The sequence below is a fragment of the Pseudoalteromonas byunsanensis genome (genome assembly GCF_001854475.1).
Classification (GTDB): domain Bacteria; phylum Pseudomonadota; class Gammaproteobacteria; order Enterobacterales; family Alteromonadaceae; genus Pseudoalteromonas; species Pseudoalteromonas byunsanensis.
Genome location: NZ_MNAN01000026.1, coordinates 38,953 through 60,999 on the forward strand (window position 1 = coordinate 38,953; position 22,047 = coordinate 60,999).

Below are 22,047 nucleotides of genomic sequence, written 5' to 3' on the forward strand. Positions count from 1 at the left end.
ATGGATAATTCAGTAATTCAAAATTTGTTGGCCGAGTTAGACGGCCTAGGCATCTATGTTTATCTGCAAGATGGTAAGCTAAAGCTCAGAACCAAATTAGCTAGTGTTCCTAGTGAACAACTAGCGCGCATTAAGGCACAAAAGGACCAATTGATAGCTTACATGCAGCAGCACAACAAGAAGCAAGGAAGGCTTTCTTGTGCACAGCAGCGGATTTGGTTTATTTCGCAATATGAGGAGCAATCCAACGCCTACAATATGGCAGGGGTAGTGAAACTGTCTGAACCTGTGGCTGTGCATCAGGTGCAACGAGCTATAGATAACTTGCTAAAGCGCCACGAAGTACTTAGGTCTAATTTCATGTTTGATGACCAAGGCGCTATTCAGCGTGTCAACGAGCTTCCTGTGTTTACTTTACAAACGCAGCACATCATCAAAAGCGAAACTAAACCTGACATTATTAAGCGCCTAGACAAAGAGCTCAAGTATTGCTTTGACCTTGAACATGACTTGTTGCTTCGCGCCACATTGTTTGTGGATGAAAGCGCTCAGCAAGGTCAGTGGCTGTATGTTGCGATGCATCATATCGTTGCTGACGGTTGGTCTGTTGGCCTGTTTATTCAAGCTCTACTCAATGAGCTCAAAGAACAAAGCGAGGAGATAAATACTAACCCGTTACAATATTTGGATTATGTACATTGGGAGCAGCAATACCAAGCTAGCGATGAGTATCAAAATCAACTGAACTATTGGTGTGAACAGTTAACAGATATTGATTTTTTTGAACTACCTACCAGTTATCCGCGCACTGCCAGCAAGAGTTATCATGGCAGTACACATCACTTTAACATTGATAAACAGCGCCTAGAGGCCTTTAACAAACAATGTAACGCACTTGAAGTCACTCAATTCGTGGGTTTGCTCAGTGTATTTTATGCTCTGTTGCATCGCTACAGTCAAAAGCTGGATATTACTTTGGGTGTGCCAGTGCTTAATCGCTCGATGGCTGAATTTGAGTCGATGATCGGGTGTTTTATAAATACTCTTCCTTTGCGGGTCAAGTGCGATGAGTCAGCAACATTCCTCACCCTGACGAATCAGGTTAAAGAGACGGTCAAACATGGTTTGGCGAACCAAAATGTGGCCGTTGAAGATATAATTCGCTCGCTTGATTTGGCCAAATCAAGTGCTCACTCGGCGTTATTTCAGGTGCTGTTTAATTACAATGGCGTTGCGCTTGATACACTGTCATGTGGAGATTTGTCTGCACAATTGTTCCCTGTTGACAACCACAGTGCCAAGTTCGATTTAACGTTGAATATTTCGCAAACGGAGTCAGGTTTAGCTGCAAACATTGATTATTGTGACAGCCTATTTGATGCGCAGTTGATTAATGATCTAAGCGATGATTTTGTAGCATTAGTTACAGCTTTTCATGAACAAACTGACGGGCAAATAACCCAGCTCCAACTGCCAAGCTTAAGTAGGGTAACTCAACTATTAGATAACCACAGACAAACCGGCTGTTATTCTGCTTTGGAAGCTATTTTGGCTCATGCTCAAAGCCAGCCAGAAAAGATAGCGTTACTCGAAGAAGGTACCACACCTCAACAGTTAAGCTTCGCAGAGCTTGATAGACAAAGTGCCCAAGTCGCATACTCGATTGGCATACAAAGCCAGTTTGCCGGTAACGGTCCTATTGCGCTTTTGGTGCCTCGTACAATCAACAGTGTTGTGGCTATGCTTGCTGTGTTGCGCTCAGGTCATGCTTATTTGCCGATTGAGCACGGCACACCCGTTAGTCGCATCATTGAAATGCTACAACAGGCACAGTGTAATAACCTGATAGTGATTGATGGTTTGTCGCTTTGTGATGCTGACTTAGCGGCTTTAAATAATGCGCAAATTAACAATCATCGATTTGGCCAACTGTGTGAAGGTGATATAGCTTCAAGCGAAGTTGTGCACGTTGATAAAAGCGATTGTGCTTATGTAATGTTTACCTCAGGTTCAACTGGGACACCCAAAGGGGTAATGATCTCTCACCACGCACTGAATAGTTACGTAGCTGGGGTGAGTGAGGTTTTGGATTTGTCATCACAGACGCGTTCAGCGGTTGTGACTGGCTTGGCGACCGATTTGTGCTTAACGGGGTTGTATCCAGTGTTAGCGCATGGGGGCTGTGTCGCTCTAATTGCACCAAACAGCGAATACCCTGAACCAAAACAAATCGTTTCAGAGCTTTGCCTTAGTAAAGCAAACTTTATTAAAATCACACCGTCTTTTGCCAATGAGCTATTGCCACAGATAGCTGAATTGGAGCATAAACCAACTATTGAACAATGGGTGCTCGGAGGCGAGGCGCTCACCGATAAACTTGTTACTCAAATAAAGAGTAATTTTCCAAAGGCTTGCATCGTCAACCATTACGGCCCTACGGAAACCTGCGTAGGCGTAACATGCAATAAGCTTATGTCTTCAAGCACCCCGAATTGGGGCAGCTTCAGCATAGGTAAGCCGCTTTGCCATGTAGAAGTCAAAATTCTTAATGACAGGCAGCAGTGCGTGCCTGTTGGTATGCCTGGAGAGCTGTATATTGGTGGTCAAAGTGTAGCTTTAGGCTATATAAATGCACCGCAATTGAGCGAGAAGTCCTTCATAACTTTAGAAAATAATAAGAGATTCTATCGTAGTGGCGATCGTGTCAGATTGAATCAAATGGGTGAGATTGAGTACCTTGGCAGGTTAGATAATCAGCCCAAAGTACGTGGCTATCGAGTTGACTTGACGGATATAGAAGCCAAGCTTAACGCATTACCTGAGGTTAAAGCCGCTGCGGTGGTTTGCCAATCAAATAACGACCAAACAAGCTTGATTGCGCATGTGGTTGCTCAGCACAGTGTGCTCAGTGCCAAACAGCAGCAACACAGTATTAAGTCAGCGCTGAAATTGTACCTGCCAGAGCCTATGATCCCCAACGTGATCGTTGTGCATGAGCAGCTACCTATGCTTGCAAATGGCAAGATAGATCGTAATCAGTTGTTACAACATAAAGCTCCATTAGTGCTCGAAGATAGCGAGGCCAATAGCTTTGCTAAAACGCCTTTGCAAAATGAGCTGGTATCATTGTTTAGGCAAATAGTTGGTAATGAAAACATAGGAATCCATGATGACTTTTTTGCCATCGGTGGTCATTCGTTGCTAGCGATGCGCTTGTTAAACCAAATACGTGGCAAATTGGGTTGTATTTTATCGCTCAAAGAGATTTTTGCTAACCCAACCGTGGCTGAACTGGCGCATATAATTGAACTTCAGAGCCATCAAAATAATTTCCTACCAGAGGCGCTAGCCCAACACTCATTGTTTGGCGAACATCCAATGTCATTTTCTCAGCAACGCCTGTGGTTTGTTGCTCAGATGCAAGGGCATAGTAGTCAATACAATTTACAAGGCGTATTTAAGCTAACGGGTCAGTTGGATATAAATGCGCTAACACAGGCCTTTTCACATGTTGTCCAGCAGCAGAGTATTTTGCGCTTTAACTACCGAATGGGCCAACAAGGCCAAGCAGTTCAGTATCTTAACGATGAGCATGAATTCAATATTATCCACCATGATCTGAGTATTTACGATGTAAATAAGCAAGCCAGTGAACAAGAAAAAGCGGTACTGTGTGATTATCAACACAGTTTTGATTTAGAGTCAGATTTGATGCTACGTGTGACTCTACTCAAATTAAGTGAACAGCAGCATACGCTGATAGTGACCATGCATCACATTGTATCGGATGGTTGGTCTATCGACTTGTTGTGCAGGTATTTATCACAAGCGTATCAAAGTATTCGCAGTGGTGAGCCAATTTCGCAGGCTCCACAATACAGCTATATTGATTATGTTTATTGGCAGCGTGATCAACAAGCGACGTCAGGTGCACATCGGGACCTTGATTACTGGCGAGCGCAACTTTCGAATGCACCTAAAGTGCATGAATTACCAACAGATCGTGACCGCAGTAATAAGGTGATTGAGGGCGGAGCCTTGTATTGTCAACGCTTACCAAACGCATTGACACAACAGCTCAGAGAGTTTGTAAAAAGCTCTGGCCATACCTTATTTGTGACATTACAAACTGTCTTTGCTATGTGGCTGAGTCGAGTCTCAAATCAGCACATAGTAGTGATGGGAACACCTGTATCTGGTCGTGCACGCACTGAGTTTGAAAGTATTATTGGTAATTTCATTAACACCCTTGTGCTTAACAGTGAGTTTGATGCTCATACAACGTTTGAGCAGGCGTTAAGCCGCTCTAAGGTAACGTTGAATGAGGCATTGAAGCACCAGCAGCTTCCTTTTGACGCCTTGGTTGATGCACTGGCCGGAGAGCGTAATCTTGCGATTCACCCACTGATGCAAATTGTGTTTAGGGTGAACAATCAAGTAAATGAAGCTCTCGAATTGGATGCTTTGCAAGTTAACATTTACGATACACAAGTGCGCAGTGCCAAGTTAGATTTAGAAGTTAGTGTGATTGATGACGGCAACAGCATGGTCATGGAGTGGTTATATGACACAGCACTTTGGGACAACAATAGTATTGTTAGCTTTTTTGAGCAATATTGTCATGTGCTCGCTCAGTGTATCGCTAATCAAACATGTCAGATTAAGCAGCTTGAATTATGTTCGCCGGCAAATCAACAACAGTTGTTAGCTTATGCACAAACTTTAGAGGTTGATTCACAAGAGCAATATTGGCATCAGCGTTTTAGTGCTCAAGCGAAAGTACAACCTAACGCAATTGCGGTGCGTGAAGGAGAGTTGACGCTCAGTTATGAGCAGCTTGATAAGCTATCCAATCAGCTAGCTCAATGTCTTGTAGAAATGGCGTTTGAGCCACAAAGTCGAATTGGGATTTTATTGCCTTCTTGCGCGCAAATGGTGGTTGCGGTATTGGCAATTTTAAAAGCACAACACATTTATGTTCCTTTACATAAAGATATACCTGCAAAAGGCTTAGCAGAGATTGTTGATGACGCCGATATGGTGATGATATTGGCATTCAGTGAAGAAACTGAAAAATTGATCGACAGTGGCACCGACTTTTTACTGTTGGATGATATTTTTGATGATGAGTCAAACTTCAGTGCCTACAGTGAGGCAGCGCTAGATACCGGACTCGAAGCTTTAGCAGTCACTGCACAGCAAGACACGCTGTGTTACATCATTTATACCTCAGGCTCAACGGGTAAACCAAAGGGCGTGGCGATTACGCATACAAATCTAAATGGCTATTTGCAACATGCCTGTGATCATTATCTCAGCGCAACTTCGTTGCGTGGCTCTGTGATAAGCACGCCACTGGCCTTTGACGCGACCGTTACTTCACTTATTCCTATGTTAATTTGTGGCGGTGGTGTTGAGTTATTAAAAGAAGGCCCTGAGCAGCTTTCTTTGCTAGTTTCATCCATATTTAGCTCGCTAGAAAACAAGCTCTTTAAGTTGACACCAGCCCACTTACGTATAGTTTTAGCGTTATCTGCCCGACTAGAGCCATGTGACAAAGAACACACGTTGGTCATCGGTGGTGAAGCGTTAAGCGCAGATCTACTTTTGGCACTGAGAGCAAAACTTCCTCGTTGCCGCTGGGTGAATGAATACGGACCTACAGAGACCACGGTGGGTTCGAGCGTGTATATCATCGACCCTGACAGTAATGTTGAGCACTTGATGAAAGCACAGGATGTGCCGATAGGCTTGCCAATAGCGCAAGCTGGGATGTTGGTCGTGGATCAATATGATCATATCGCGCCAATTAATGTTGAAGGGGAGCTGCTGATATCTGGTTCAGTATTGAGCCCAGGTTACATCAATCGCGAACAGCTCAATAGTGAGAAGTTTGTGGTACTTACGTTGCCTACCAGCAATGGCAGCGTTGTTAAGCAGCGCTTCTACCGCACAGGAGACAAGGTGCGTTGGCAAGCTGATAGTGGCGCAGCTCCTAGTTATTTAAGATATTGTGGCCGACAAGATAATGTCGTTAAGTTGCGTGGCTATCGAATCGATATCGGCGCGATATGCCATCATTTATTAGCGATACCTGAAATTATTGATTGTGCTGTGACATTAGATGATGTGCAAGGTCAACTGTGTGCACATTACGTCAGCGCCTCTAACTGCTTAGATAGTGAACAGCGCTACAAACAGCACTTAGCTGAGTTCCTACCTTCTTATATGGTGCCAAGTCAATTTCATCGTTTGGATGCGCTGCCTCTCACTAGTAACGCCAAGGTAGATGAAAACGCACTTAAGGAGAGTCTCAAAAGAGCATCTAGCCAAGTTTCTGAACGTATTGAGCTTACTTCGCTCAGTCCACTGCAGGCGTATTTACTACAGTTATTTAGGGAGATATTAAAGCGTGACGATGTTGGCTTGCATGACAACTTTTTTGAGCTTGGCGGCCACTCATTACTAGCGATCCGATTGATAAGCCATATTCGTGATGAGAAACAGCTAGACGTCACTTTGGAGCAGTTATTTAAAACGCCCAGTATCTCAGCACTGGCTCAGGCGCTTGAGCATAGTGCAAAGATAGCACCTTTGGATGGTATTGTGCAGGTAGGGCGAACACAACGTTTACCGCTGTCTTATGCTCAGCAGCGTCTTTGGCTGATCGAACAAGTACAACAAGGCTCAATGCAGTACCATATGCCAGCAAGCTTTGAGTTTAATGGTCAATTAGATGTGTCGGCTTTTGAACAAGCTCTACTTGCGATTATTAAGCGACATGAAGTGTTACGCAGTATCATTTTACCGGGCAGTAGCGGTGAACAGCCAGAGCAATTGGTAAATGATCACTTTAGCGTACCTTTGCAAATTGTTGATCTATCATCGCTAGACAAGCAAGGCCAAGAGGAAAGGTGGCACGAGCTAATGACTCAAGCCACGCTGAAGCCATTTGACTTGTCATCGGACCTACTGATCAGAGTGTTGCTTGTTCGTCTTGGAACACAGCGACATAAAGTGCATTTCAATATGCACCACATTGCCAGCGATGGATGGTCGATGGCGATTTTGCTTAAGGAATTTATTGCTTTTTATCGCCACTTTAGCAAAGAATCTGGTTATCAATTGGCCATGCGATATTTGCAATCGTTACCTGTGCAATATGCAGATTTTGCTCATTGGCAGCGCCAAGATAAGCATCAGCAAAGTATTGCGCAATCACTGAGCTATTGGCAGTCTCATTTACAAGACTATCCGCCTTTACACCAACTGCCATTAGATTATCCACGGCCAGCTTTACAGCAGCTATCGGGTGATACATTTATACAATATTTATCAATCGAACAGCTAGAAGCCATTAAGCACCAGTGTACACGTCAAGGTGTGACTTTGTTCATGTGGCTACACAGTGTCTTTTCATTAACGGTTATGCGCTTTAGTCAAACCTCTGATGTCATGACAGGCTCCCCAGTGGCGGGCAGAGAGCATGCAGAACTTGCCGATTTAATAGGCTTTTTTGTTAATACGTTAGTAATAAGAGCCCGTGCAGATGAACATATGAGTTTTGTTGAATTTTTAACTCAGCAAAAACAAGTGGTACTTGATGCGTTTAAACATCAAGCTGTTCCGTTTGAGCAGTTGGTTGAGACTCTAAACCCAGAGCGGGACTTAGGGCACCAGCCGTTGTTTCAAATTTTGTTTGCGTTACAGAATAACGAAGTCGTCGATTTTAGTTTGCCAGCTCTAGATATAGAGCAACTACCAGATGATGGGCATACTATGAAGTTCGATCTGGAGGTGAATGCTATGGAGTCCGCAGCAGGTATTAGCCTTCAGTGGAACTTCGCAACATCACTGTTTAAAAAATCTAGTATCAAATTGATGGCAAACGCATTTAACGTGATGATCAATGCCTTGCTTGAGAACCCAGAACGTTCACTAGATGCCATCCCTGTGATGAGCGCTGAACAGCAAACAGAGCTGCTACAAGTACATACCCATCAGCGAGCTATCAAAGACAACACAACCCTATTGGCACGTTTTGATGATGTGGCAACACGCAGTGGCCATTCGACAGCTGTGATTGCTGCGGATAACACGCAGCTTAGCTATAGTGCGCTGCAGCATCAGGCTAGACAATTAGCAGCCTATATTAAGGCGCAGGGTGTCAACAAAGGTGACAACATAGCGATTTGTTTGCCTGCTTCAAGTGAGATGGTCGTTGCGATGTTAGCCGTGTGGCAGCTTGGTTGTACTTACGTACCCATTGACCCTAAATTACCTAGCCAACGCATACAGTTTATATTGCAGGATTGCCAAGCGCGCGCACTAATCGTCGATAAAACCTCTATTGGCCTTGTTACTCAGACCGAACATCTACTTATCGTTGCGGTAGATGACGCCAAGTGCTGGCAAGAAACACCAACAGTTGATGTGAAGCCGAATATTAACCCTGACGCGCCAGCTTATGTGATCTACACATCAGGCACAACTGGACAGCCAAAAGGGGTGGCAATCAGTCATAATAATCTGGCGTTGTATTTGGCTCATGTTCAAGACAATTACTTAAATGAAGCACTCGCATACTCAATAGTGAGCACACCTTTGGCGTTTGACGCAACCGTAACCTCAATATGGGGGGCATTGTTACATGGTCTTAGTATTAAGGTTGTCAAAGATGATGACACTTTGATAGAGACATTGAGCTCAGAGCTATTCTCACAGCCCGCCAAGCTTTTTAAGCTCACACCTGCACATCTGCAAGGAATACTCAGTATTTGTGCCGATAAAGAAGCGCTCAGTGAGCATACCGTTGTGGTTGGTGGAGAAGCATTAGCCACCAAGATGCTAGAACAGTTGGGTCGCAGATTACCTAATGTGTTATGGGTAAACGAATATGGACCAACTGAAACAACGGTTGGGACTTGCGTTTATTTCGCGCGCAAGGAGCAGATCCAAACCTTAGTAGCGCGAGCAGAGCATAGTGTGCCAATTGGACGTGCCATCGCAAATACCCAACTGGTGGTGTTGGATGCAAAACAAAGCCTTGTACCTCTAGGTGTTGTAGGAGAGTTGTACATCGCAGGTAAAAATCTTGCAAATGGATATTTAGGGCAGGCAGAACTTAGCGGGCAAAAGTTTGTTTCGTTATCCCTGTCAGCTAACAGTGAAGCGCAGCTTTATTATAAAACTGGCGACAAAGTACGCTGGCTTACGGATGACGCTGGCAAAGCCGACCAATTACAATTTTATGGCAGAACAGACCATCAAGTTAAGTTACGTGGCTATCGTATCGAATTGGGTGAGATCAATCATTTCCTAAACAAGCTTCCAAACATCAAAGAAGCCGCAGTAGCGCTTAATAGTGACTCATCAAACCTTGAGGCTTATATCGTGCTGACTTCAGACGCTGTGCACCTTTCAGATAAACGAACTTTTGTGTTGAGTGCATCCGAGAGCGAACCTTTGTTGACTCAGTTGGCCGAACATCTGCCTACCTACATGTTGCCACAAAAGTTTGTGGTGCTGGAGAAACTGCCGTTGACAAACAATGGCAAAGTTGACCTAAAAGCACTACAAAAAATAGCGAACTCCACAGCCATCTGTACGGAGAATGTTGCACCGAGAAATGAGTTTGAACAAACGCTGCAGCGTATTTTCGCTGAATTATTAAACGTCGAAAATTTGGGAATAACCGATAACTTCTTCGCATTGGGCGGACATTCGTTGTTGGCAACCCAATGTGCGGCGTTGGTCAAAGAGCAACTTGAGATTGATATGCCTGTTCGGGTGTTGTTTGAACGGCCTACTATAGCGGCAATATCGCAATGGTACGCAATTTATCAAGCGGTGAGTAAAGCAACTCCAAGCGATAGCCAAAGTGATACTTCACAAGAGATGTTTTTGTAATGAATGAGCAAACCTTATTAATTGAAAACTTGATCGGCGAAGCACTGGCCGCAGGTATTACTTTATATGAAAAAAATGGTGGCTTGGCATTTAAGCAAAACGGTGATTTTCCGGATGATTTGAAGTCTCGTATTATTGCTAATAAAGCTCAGGTCATCGAGTATTTTGTACAACAAAAGTTTACCCAAGATGACAGTAAAACTAATAGCAAAGAGCTGTTGGCAGTATCTCACACTTCGCCAGTCCCTTTGAGCTTTGCTCAAGAGGGGCTTTGGTTTATAGAGCAATTACAAGGCTCAAAACAGTACTATATGCCGATACAGTTTAAGTTGTATGGCGACATTGATGTTAGTATTTTCGAGCAAACCATCGCGGATATTATTTCACGTCACGAGCTACTACGTACCCAATTTATCGCAGATGAACAAGGCATCCCCAAGCAGCACATACAAGCGTCGATAAGTACGCCGTTTACATGGATAAATGCGAATGAATTCTCACCATCCATTCGAGCACAAGAAATTAAGCGCTCGTTGTTGCACCATCAAGAGCAAGCGTTTGATTTAAACCATGGTCCTTTACTACGGGTATTATTAGTGTCAGACGCGAATGAACATTGGCTGGCGTTTAATATGCATCACATCATTTCTGATGGTGCTTCATTGGCTCGTTTGGTGATGGAAATAGAAACAATCTATAGCGCTCGGATTGCCGGTATCGAACCATCTTTGCCTGAGTTATCGATTCAATATGCGGATTATGCGCTTTGGCAAAGGGACACACTTAATAGTGAATATCTCGCGGATGCCACCAATTATTGGCAAAACCAGTTAGCCGATTTAGAGCCCATTCAATCATTGCCTACGGACAGACCAAGGCCCGCAGTGCAAGCCTTAGCTGGGCAAGTGTTCCGTCAACAGCTGAGTCTAGCATCAAAGCACCGCTTACTCGAACAAAGCGCAAAGCAAAATGTTACGCCATTTATGTGGGTACTAAGTTGCTTTATGTTATTTATTGGCCGACTCAACCAAACTGACAAGGTGTTGGTAGGAACGCCGGTATTGGGGCGTATTCATCCAAAGCTAGAGCCACTGATAGGCTTGTTTGTCAACACCATAGTTATTCCCGCACAGCTAGAGGATGACAGTAAGTTCGATGATTGGTTACAAAAGCAAAAAGAACAAATCTTACAGGCTTTTGAATATCAAAACATGCCGTTTGATAAACTGGTTGATGCGTTGAACTGTAAACGAGACTTAAGCCATCATCCCTTAGTTCAGATCCTGTTTACGCTTGAACACGCAGAGCAGGGCGCGTTTAACTTGCCGGGGTTGAGTATTGAAGAGGCAGGAGCACAAAAAGTCGAATGTGCCATTAAGTGCGACCTAGAATTAAATGTGCAATTAAACGCGCAAGGTGTGTTGCTCAACTGGAAGTTTGACAGTGCGTTGTATGACTTAGCGACCATTCAAAATTGGGCAGATAGCTTTGCATTGTTGTTGGAGCATGTTAGTGAATATGCAAACACCATGTGTGCTCGTATTCCTATGGTGACAGTGCAGCAGCAACGGGCACTACTGGCACAGCCGCAGTGCAGTAATGTGATTTGGCCACAAGATGCAAATTTAGTAACTGTGTTTGAACACCAGGTCGAGAGCTTTGCTCAGCGTATCGCTCTTACGGACGAAAATAGCATATTAAGCTACAAAGCACTCAATCTGCGTGCCAACCAATTAGCTCATATTCTTTTGGCACAAGGGGTAAGTAAAGAGCAGTTGATCCCCGTAAGTGTTGGTCGCAGTGTAGATCTCGTTGTTACGCTATTGGCAATTTTAAAAGCGGGATGTGCCTATGTACCTATTGATCCTGATTACCCGCAAGACAGGATTGATTACATCATTAATGATGTGAACAGCACAAACCAGAGCGGTAGTTTATTTGTCTGCGATGGACAAAACTATCAGCGCTTCGAGAGTTTGGCTGACAACGTTATAAACATCAACGACTCTGAAATTTATAGTGCTTGTGAAGATACATCTAATCCAAATCTTGATATTCGACCAGAGCATTTGGCATACATGATATACACCTCGGGGACAACTGGGCGGCCAAAGGGCGTGCAAATAGAGCACCGCCAAGTGGTGAGATTGTTGTTTACTGAGCCGCGATTATTTGATTTTAATGAACACGATGTTTGGACTTTATTTCATTCTTTTTGCTTTGATTTCTCGGTGTGGGAGATGTATGGCGCTTTGTTATTCGGGGGCCGCTTAGTGGTGCTCAGTTCTGCGCAAAGCAAAGACAGTGACGAGTTTGCCAAGCTAATAATTGAACAGCAGGTAAGTGTACTAAATCAAACTCCTAGCGCGTTTTATGTGCTTCAAAACAGTATGCTAGCACTGGATGAGAGTCAGCTTGCCCAAAATTGTATTCGTTATGTCATTTTTGGCGGTGAAGCTCTTGCACCTGCAAAACTTGCACCATGGGCTAAACGTTTTACCGATTGCGCGTTGATTAATATGTATGGCATTACTGAAACCACGGTACATGTTACTTATAAACGTATTACCGACCATGAAATATCACAAGGTGCTAGCAACATCGGTCACCCGATCCCTACAACATCTTGTTATGTACTTGATAAGCAGCAACAGTTATTGCCACCCGGCGCTGTGGGTGAGTTGTATGTAGGAGGAGATGGGGTTTGCCGTGGTTACTGGCAAAGAGATGACTTAAATACTGAGCGCTTTATTGCCGACCCCTTTGCAACAACGGGTAAACTCTATAAAACAGGTGATTTGGTGCGCTATTTGTCCAGTGGTGAACTGCTGTATATCAGTCGTATTGACGATCAGGTTAAAGTAAGAGGTTACCGTATAGAGCTGGGTGAGATTGAGAATCAACTACGTGCGCACCCTTGGCTTGATGAAGTGGTGGTGCTACTCAATCGTGATGAAACGTTAGGAGCAAGGATCTGCGCCTTTGTGGTGGTTTGTGATCAGGCACAATTTGATGATTTAACATCTCAGGCGCAGCAATATTTACGCCAGACGTTGCCTGAGTTTATGCTGCCTAGCTGCGTTATTGCGGTTTCACAGATGCCGTTGACGGTTAATGGAAAGGTAGATAAAAAAGCATTGTTGGCACTGGATGAAACGGGCTCTCTAAGTGATGAATTTACTGAACCCACTACACCAATTGAAAAACTTATCGCGGATTGTTTTTCAGAGGTTCTACAAGTGCCTAAGGTCGGACGTGATTGCCATTTCTTTAGGCTGGGTGGGCACTCATTGCTGGCTACGCAGGTTGTTACAAAGCTGCGAGAGCACGCTAAGCTCAATATCACCTTAAAAGATTTATTTCAGCAACCTAAAGTTAAATCACTCGCCGTACTTGCCCAGAATAACCAGGCTCAACGCCATCATAGCCAAGACATTTTGCCAGTTCCTCGTACTGATCAGACTGTTTTGCCGCTATCATTTGCACAGCAACGCTTATGGAGTATCGATCAAATCCAACAAGGTAGTCTTGAGTACCATATGAGCGCTGCATTTGCACTTAAAGGCATGCTTAACATTGATGCATTTACCCAAGCTTGGCAGGCAATAGTCGCGCGCCATGAGGTACTGCGAACCTGCATTGTGAAGAATCATGATGCAAAGCCCGTGCAAAAAATCAATGAAGTCCGTTGTGACATAGTTAACTATGTTGATGGTAGCGCACTTAGTGAAGAACAAAAAAGTAGATTGTGGCTTAAAGTTCTGCGTGATGACAGACAAACGCCGTTTAAACTAGACAGTGATTTAATGATACGCGTAGTACTGGTGAAGTGGCATTGTGATGACCATAGGTTGCTAGTCAATATGCACCACATTGCATCCGATGCTAAATCATTAGATATTCTGGTTACTGAGTTTACCCAATTTTATCATCACTATGCCCACACTCAGGCATTACCAGAGAGTCTCAGAAACCCGCTGCCTATTCAATACGCCGATTATACGCTTTGGCAAAGAAAGACTTTAAACGGTGAGTCGCTCGAACAACATAAAGCATTTTGGCTAGAACACTTGTCTGGCGCACCACCTTTGCATCAGTTATCACTGGATAAACCCAGAACTAAGCAGCTCTCTTTACAAGGAGCCCATGTGACGCAAAGATTTAGCAAAGCCACCAGTGAGGCTATTCGCGCGCATTGTCAGCGTCTGGATATTACTACGTTTACTTGGTTACACAGCGCCTATTCATTGTTGATTGCACGCTTTAGTAACAGCCTTGATGTCGTAATAGGCTCTCCTTTTTCGGGGCGAAGTCACTCTGTGCTTGAGTCATTGATAGGCTTTTTTGTAAACACCTTGCCGATCCGTGCCGTTCTGACGGAACAAATGAGCTTTGAAGGGTTATTACTTCAACAAAAGAAAGTACTGCAAGAGATACATCAACACCAACATATGCCCTTTGAGCAAATTGTTGAACAGTTAAAGCTTAGTAGAGACTTAAGTCATCAAAGTGTTTTTCAACTGACATTTTCGTTGAATCCACAAATTGATACCAGGTTAAAGTTGGCAGGTCTTGATACCTGCGCTATTGAAACCTTATCGCAGCAGGTCAAGTTTGACATAGAGCTCAGTTGTACTGAGGAACTAAATGCTCAAGGGCAACCACATATGCGTTTTACTTGGGCATATAACAGCCAATTGTTTAATGAGCAAACTATTTCGGCTATGGCAAACGCGTTTGCGGTGCTTGTAGAGCATATTGTTCAGGCACCCAATCGTAACGTGCTTGAGTTACCGTTGCTGACAAAAGAGCAGATCCCAAGTCATATACTGCATGGCAAATATACTGAAGGAGCGCATGCGCAAACGGTTATTGACCAGATAGCAAGTATTGCTTGTAGTGACGAGTCAAAAGATAGTACCGCACTTGTAGAGCCCAATAATACTCAAACAGCTACTTATCAGTGGCTGGAACAGCACAGTACAGAGTTGGCTAAATATCTTCTGGCAAAAGGGCTATTAGCTGAACAGTGTGTGATGGTTAGCATGGCCTCGGGTATTGATTTAGTGGTGAGTATGCTGGCGGTCTTGAAAGCGGGTGGTTGCTACGTACCCGTTGACCCAGATTACCCTCAAGCTCGAATTGATTTTATCGCCTCTGATTGTAAGGCAAAATGGTTAATCACCCGCAGTGATAGCCTCGATAAATTATCTTCACTTGCGCAAGCTGGCTGCCAAGTGTTGTGTATTGATGATTATCATTTAGAACACGATATTATTATTGCCTCTAAAGAGGTGAAGAGCTTGCCTGTAGTGACGTCTGAGCAACTCGCTTATGTGATTTATACCTCTGGCACAACGGGTAATCCTAAAGGTGTCATGATCCCACATCACGGCTTGATGAACCTATGTCTTTGGCATCGTCGCGCGTTCAACGTATCTGAGCAATGTGTTGCGAGTCAAACAGCAAATATTGCATTTGACGCCGCTGCTTGGGAAATATGGCCATACCTAAGTAGTGGTGCAGCCATAATTACTATCGCCAGAGATACTTTGAACTCACCATCGGCACTATCGCGTGTATTAACAGGCCACAAGGTGACGCATTGCTTTTTAGCAACACCTATCGCTGAAATCATGTTGGCTGATAAACAGTTCGACCCTCAACATTTACACTATTTGTTAGTAGGCGGGGATAAGCTCAGTCAAGTGGATGTGTCAAACCACCCATTTGTCATTGTGAACAACTATGGGCCGACAGAATCGTCCGTTGTCGCAACCTCTGGGGTGGTGACAAACAAAGAACAAACCCCAGATATTGGTTCACCTATAGACAATACCAGTTTGTATATTCTAGATAGCTTGCAACAACCGGTGCCAAAGGGAATGGTGGGTGAGTTGTATGTAGCTGGTGAAGGGCTGGCCAGAGGTTACTTATACCAAGAGCAGTTGACTCAACAACGCTTTGTTACTCTAAAGTGTCAACAAGGGAAGGCTGTTAGAGCATACCAAACTGGCGATCTCGTGCGTTGTATAAACAATGACACAATTGCGTACATTGGCCGTAACGATGAGCAGGTAAAGCTGCGAGGCTACCGAATTGAATTGGCAGAGATTGAACAGGTTCTGTTAAGTCATAGCTCGGTTGACGAGTGCGTTGTACAGGTAAACTCATCGGCTAAAAATGTTAAACAATTGATTGCATTTATTGTAGCTGATAGCAGTACGAAACAGTCAGTGCAAGAGGCGGTCATACAATTGATAGCACATAAATTGCCCGTATATATGCATCCAAATCGTTATGTCTTTTTAGAGCAATTACCGTTAACAGTTCATGGCAAAATAGATCACAGAGCCCTAAATGAACTCGCCCTAGAGGGAGAATCGAATAGCCAAATCCGTAGAGGTGATGACATTGAGGTGCAGGGTACAACACAGGCATTGTTGTTGAGGATCTACCGTGAGGTGCTCAATAACGACGCATTCTTAGCATCGGATGATTTTTTTGCTCATGGTGGCGATTCAATATTGAGCATTCAAATTGCTAGTCGTGCAAGAGCCATTGGTTTTTCAATTTCGGTTGCTGATGTATTTAACTATAGTAGTGTTGAGGTACTAGCCAAACAGGTGCAAGACCTAGGTTCGTATCAAAGTTTATTCATGCCAACGCCACCACACGTTGGTCAGTTTAAGGCGCTACCTATTCAACAGTGGTTCTTTGAGCAGCAGTTCGCTCAACCAACACACTGGAATCAAGCGTTAATGTTATCTCTGAACAAGTCGCTGTCTTTGCATCACATGGCGGAGGCAATACTAAGCATTATTGCACAGCATGAAGGGCTGCGCATCGTGACTAATGGCTCACAGCTTGAAGTGGTTGATAAGCTAGCTATTGACGATGTACTTGAACATATTGATCTCAGTGATGATGCTGATTGGCGAACAGAGCTTACAAAAAAAGCACAACAAATACAGTCGAGCTTTGCATTCTCGCGTACTAGTTTGTTTCGTGTTTGCTATATAAAAACACCAATTGCTGAAAGTACAAACCGACTGTTATTGGTAGCCCACCATCTGTTAATTGATGGCGTATCATGGCGTATCGTTCTTGAAGACATGCAACATGCCTGTGGCAATGTGGTGAGAGGGAAAGCCCCAGAGTTTCCAGAGCACAGCACGAATTTAAACCTTATCAGTGATTTTTTTGTGGCACAGGGCCAAGCAAAAATACACCTAGATAAATGGCAAAAGCTCGCTCAGCGCGCTAAATCGACTAGCGTGTTACCGTTGCAAGCAACTAGAAAAACACTCAATCCAGATCCTGTAAACCACAAAATCACGTGCGCTGCTACTTTAACCAAAGCGCTGCTCAAGGATGCCAATCACGCTTATGGCACTGGCGTTCAAGCATTGCTGCTTAGTGCATTACAGTGGACGATGATGCACCTCTATCAAACCAAATCGCAAGTCATCATGCTTGAAGGACATGGTCGTGAGTTACTACAACAGCAGTTTGCAAATGATCGCAGTGTGGGCTGGTTAACATCGCTGTTTCCATTGCATTTATTCAGCAATGTAGCCAATTTAACTGAGGTTATCAGTAATGTTAAAGAGCAGCTCGCCAGTACCACAAATATTGCCAGTAGTTATGGAGCGTTACGGTATAACCATCCGTCAAAAGCTGTGCGTGATTCATTGCATATCGACACTCAAGATAAGCTGTTTTTTAACTATCTTGGACAGTTAGATGGAGCACTTAATAACGCTGGACTGATAGCTGATGCAACAGAGTCGGTTGGTCAATTACACAGTAAGTACAATCAGCTATATTATGGCCTGCAAATCACAGCGTCTGTGAGTGATGCACAACTCACTTTATTGTTTGATTTTGATAGACACCGTCTTAGTGAAAATCACGTAGTGGCATTCGCACAGTATTTTGCTCAAAGTTTACAGGACGTGGTCAGTCATTGTATGGAGCAAACCCAAAGACACTATATACCTAGCGATTTTAGCTTATTAAAGGGAGTATCACGTTTACAGTTGCAAAACGTAGTTGCGCCATTTGCTAAGCAAAACATCGAAGACATCTACCCATTAAGTATGTTGCAACAAGGCATGTGGCTGCATAGTCAGCGACATAGTCAAAACTCATCGCCATACTTAGAGCAAGCTGTGATGAAATTTGAAGGTGAACTTGATATAGAAGCATTTGCCTATGCATGGCAACAAGTGATAGCGACGCACAGCATACTTAGAAGCGCCTTTGTTAACGGTATTGAGGAGCCACTACAGGTGGTTATAGAGAAGTGTGAATTACCGTTTCAAGTTGATGAACTTCTATTAAAGAAACTAAGTCATGAGCAAATTACAGCTTATATTGACAGTTTAGCTAGCCAGGAGATTGACGCAGGCATTGATTTGACGTGTGCGCCGTGCATGCGCTTGCGTTTAGTGCCACTGACAGAAAATCAATACGGTTTTATCTGGACGTACCATCATTTGATTATGGATGGCTGGTCATTACCTATATTGTTTGCCAATTTAATGTCTCTATACAATGCCCGTATAAGTGGTAAGGCGCTGCAAATATCACCAGATAATTACCGAGATTATATCGCTTATCTTTTGAATACAGGGGATGGCGGTGAGCAAGCGTTCTGGCGTAAGTACCTATGGGATGCGAAAGAGCCAACGCTATTAAGTGCACATATAGCAACACCAGCAAATTCTTCGCAGCAGCATATTAAAGAACTTGAGATAGAACTTGACCCGCGCCAATGTGAGCAGCTAAGAGAATTTGCACAGACTCATGGTTTTACACTTAATCATGTATTGCAGGCTGTCTGGGGATACTGGCTCAGCGTATGTTGTGACAAAGACTACGCATTGTTTGGACAAACTATTTCGGGTAGACCCAGCGACCTTACTAATGTCGAACAAAAGGTTGGTCTGTATATCAATACTCAAGCGGTGAAACTGGACATCCCAGCCACTGGCACGGTTGTTGACTATATAAATTCGGTTAAGCAAAATCATTTACAGCTTGCGCAATACAGCCATAGCGCTCTAACTCTGGTACATGATTGCAGCGAGATTGAAAATGGCACCGAACTTTTTGATGCGCTATATGTTTTTGAAAACTATCCAACGGATCCATTAGATAGTACTGAGCATACACCGTTCAAGGTTACTCAGCAGTCCCATAAAGATGAGACACATTACCCAATTACCTTTGTAGTGGGCACAGGGCAACGTCTATCTCTGACGCTCGGATATGACATAAGCTTATTTAGCCATAGTACGGCCAAACAAAGCTTAGAAACAATACAATGGCTGCTAAGTGCCTTTGTTAGTTCACCACAAAGCCAGTTAAGCACGTTGCCACTCGTTGCTAATCATGATTGCTTTTTAGAGATAGATACGTTCAACCTAGGGACTGAGAATAGCTCAGACTTTATGCCGTTCAGTACAGCAAAAACCTTACAACAAAGGTTTGCTGATATTGTTCAGCGCTACCCACATGCAAAAGCTTTAGAATTTTATCGTGATGATCAATTACAGAGCATAAGTTACAAAATGCTTGATCAAGAGGCGACAAACCTGGCTTGTTATCTCAAAGCACAATTGGTAAATAGCAAATCTCATCAGCCAATTTTAGGGGTGTGTTTAGCGCCAAGTTTTGATTTGGTCACGGCTATATTGGCATGTTTAAAGTTGGGGGCAGCATATTTACCCATTTCACCGCAGCTGCCATCTGAACGTCGCCATTATATGATTTCAGATGCCAATGTGTCTGCCCTCATTACCGATAAAAACGGCTGGCAAGGGGCACTGCCTGAATGTCAGTGCTTTGATATGCAGGCTATAAATACAGAGAATTTAGCGAGCGCAGAGTTGCTTGAGGCAACACATCACAATCAGCAACTGTGTTATGTCATTTATACCTCGGGTACTACAGGTGTGCCCAAGGGAGTGATGGTAGAGCAGCGAAGTGTGATTAATTACGTGTCATTTTTAAGTCAATGTTATGACATTACAGCGCAGGATAACTATCTGCAATTCGCCAGTTGTAGCTTTGACGTATTTGCCGAAGAAGTATTTTGTACGCTCCTTAATGGGGCCACTTTGGTTATGAGTGACTCTAATCAATTGCTATCTGCCAGAGGTTTGGCACAGGTAGCCAAACGCTGTGCTTTGACGCTTATGAGTTTGCCTACTGCATATTGGCATCAACTTGCACTTGAACAGGTTGAATTCGGACCACAACTGCGGATGATCACCATCGGTGGGGAGCAAATGCAATTATCTGCTTTGTCATCTTGGCAACGCAATTATGGCAGTCAAATTCGGTTGATTAATGCTTATGGCCCGACGGAAGCGACAATATCAGCGACTTTACAAGATGTAACTCATCACCACGAAGGAGACATCTGTATTGGCAGACCGGTTGCCCAAGTGCAGTTGGCGGTACTAGATAGGCATTTGAGAGCCTTACCTGATTACATTGCGGGCGAACTTCACATCAGTGGCCATGCATTGGCTCGTGGTTATTTGGGGGATACTGAAAAAACAAATCGTGCTTTTGTTGTTCTACCTTATTCTAACAAAAGGCTATATAAAACTGGCGATAAAGTGCGTTTAAACGAAAGGCGTGAGATTGTCTTTATTGGCCGGTTGGATGAACAGGTTAAGATCAGGGGTTATCGTGTCGAACTGGCTGAGGTAGAGAGAAATCTGCTGTTGGATGACAAAGTGACAGCGTGCGCCGTGGTGATACGTGAGGATGTGTCAGACTCTAAGCAATTAGTGGCGTTTTTGGTAACCCATGTGCCCGTAAGTGACGCGCAGATCTGTTCTGCACTGGCTTGTAAGGTGCCAGATTACATGGTGCCCCAACACATTATTTTCGTGAATGAGTTGCCTTTAACGACCAATGGTAAAGTTGATCGTAAGTCCTTGGTCGCACAGGCCAGCAAATTACAGCTACATCAAGAAGCTACCGGCGCTGAAGTACATACTCCGCTACAAAGTGCATTATCAAGCCAGCTTAAAGCTTTGCTAAATCTAGATCATATCGCCTTAGACGATGATATATTCACTCTAGGTGTCCATTCTTTGCTGGCGATGCGTTTGGTGGGTCAGCTAAGTCATAGTCTCAACTTGTCCGTGCCAATTGATTTTGTGTTCCAACATCGCAGTATCAGAGCACTTAGTGAGGCAATTGAGTTACTTTCGCAGACAAAAGCTCAAGGCAATGAGCCATTACCACTCACATCATTACTATGTTTACAAACAGGGCAAGCGGGATATGCGCCTATCGTATTAATAGCTGGTGCTGGTGGCTTACTCATCGCATTTCAAGCGTTGGTACAAAATATCGATGAACGGATCCCCGTTTATGGGCTACAGCCTGATGAGATAGCCTATGAACATCGCATTACAGCTTCAATTTACGCCACTGCCGAGCACTATTTAGAAGCGATCAATCAAGCCGGACTATCAGAGCAGATACATTTGGTCGGGCATTCATTTGGTAGCTTTATTGCTTATGAAATGGCGAAAAGTCTACATCGAAATCACGCTCAGAGCGTCACTCTAACTGTTTTGGATACTCCCGTGCCCAGACAACAGCCAGAGCTGGTTGATGATAAACAGTGTGCGCTGTTTATCCTTGAAAACTTTAGTCAATTCTTTTCGCTACAGGTAACGCAAGAGCAGTTTTTGCACTACCAGTCGTTAGACTCACAGCAACAACTCCAATGGCTTAGCGATTATTTATCTCAATATGGTTATCGGTTTTCAGTTGAACAATTAGATAGATTCAAATGTGTGTTTAACGCTCAGGTAAACGCGCCAGTACAGTTGGGCAATTTGCCTTGCGATATACCGACATTGGTTATCAAGGCCAGCCAAACATCAAGCTTTGACGGAGAGCCATTAAGCTCTGACTTGGGGTGGGCTCGACTTTGTAATCAATTGCAAGGGGTTGAATTGTCAGGTAATCATTTAACAATACTTCAACACGGCAATGCCCGTGAGGTTGCTCTGCTATTGGAAAAGAATTATGTACTCAATTAACAAGTGTAAAAATTATGTTCTACAGTGTAGGCCTTATCTAACAAAAGGATGGGATTAA

At 43.8% G+C, this 22,047-nt stretch carries 2 protein-coding genes; both read left to right on the forward strand.

The window, feature by feature from the left end; genetic code table 11:
- On the forward strand, nt 1-9,909 hold the full coding sequence (locus BIW53_RS03940) for a non-ribosomal peptide synthetase (protein WP_084228063.1): 9,909 nt from the start codon (nt 1-3) through the stop codon (nt 9,907-9,909).
- On the forward strand, nt 9,909-21,989 hold the full coding sequence (locus BIW53_RS03945; RefSeq protein ID WP_070990517.1) for a non-ribosomal peptide synthetase: 12,081 nt from the start codon (nt 9,909-9,911) through the stop codon (nt 21,987-21,989). Before BIW53_RS03940 ends, BIW53_RS03945 begins: the two co-directional genes overlap by 1 nt.
- Nucleotides 21,990-22,047 lie beyond the last annotated feature (58 nt).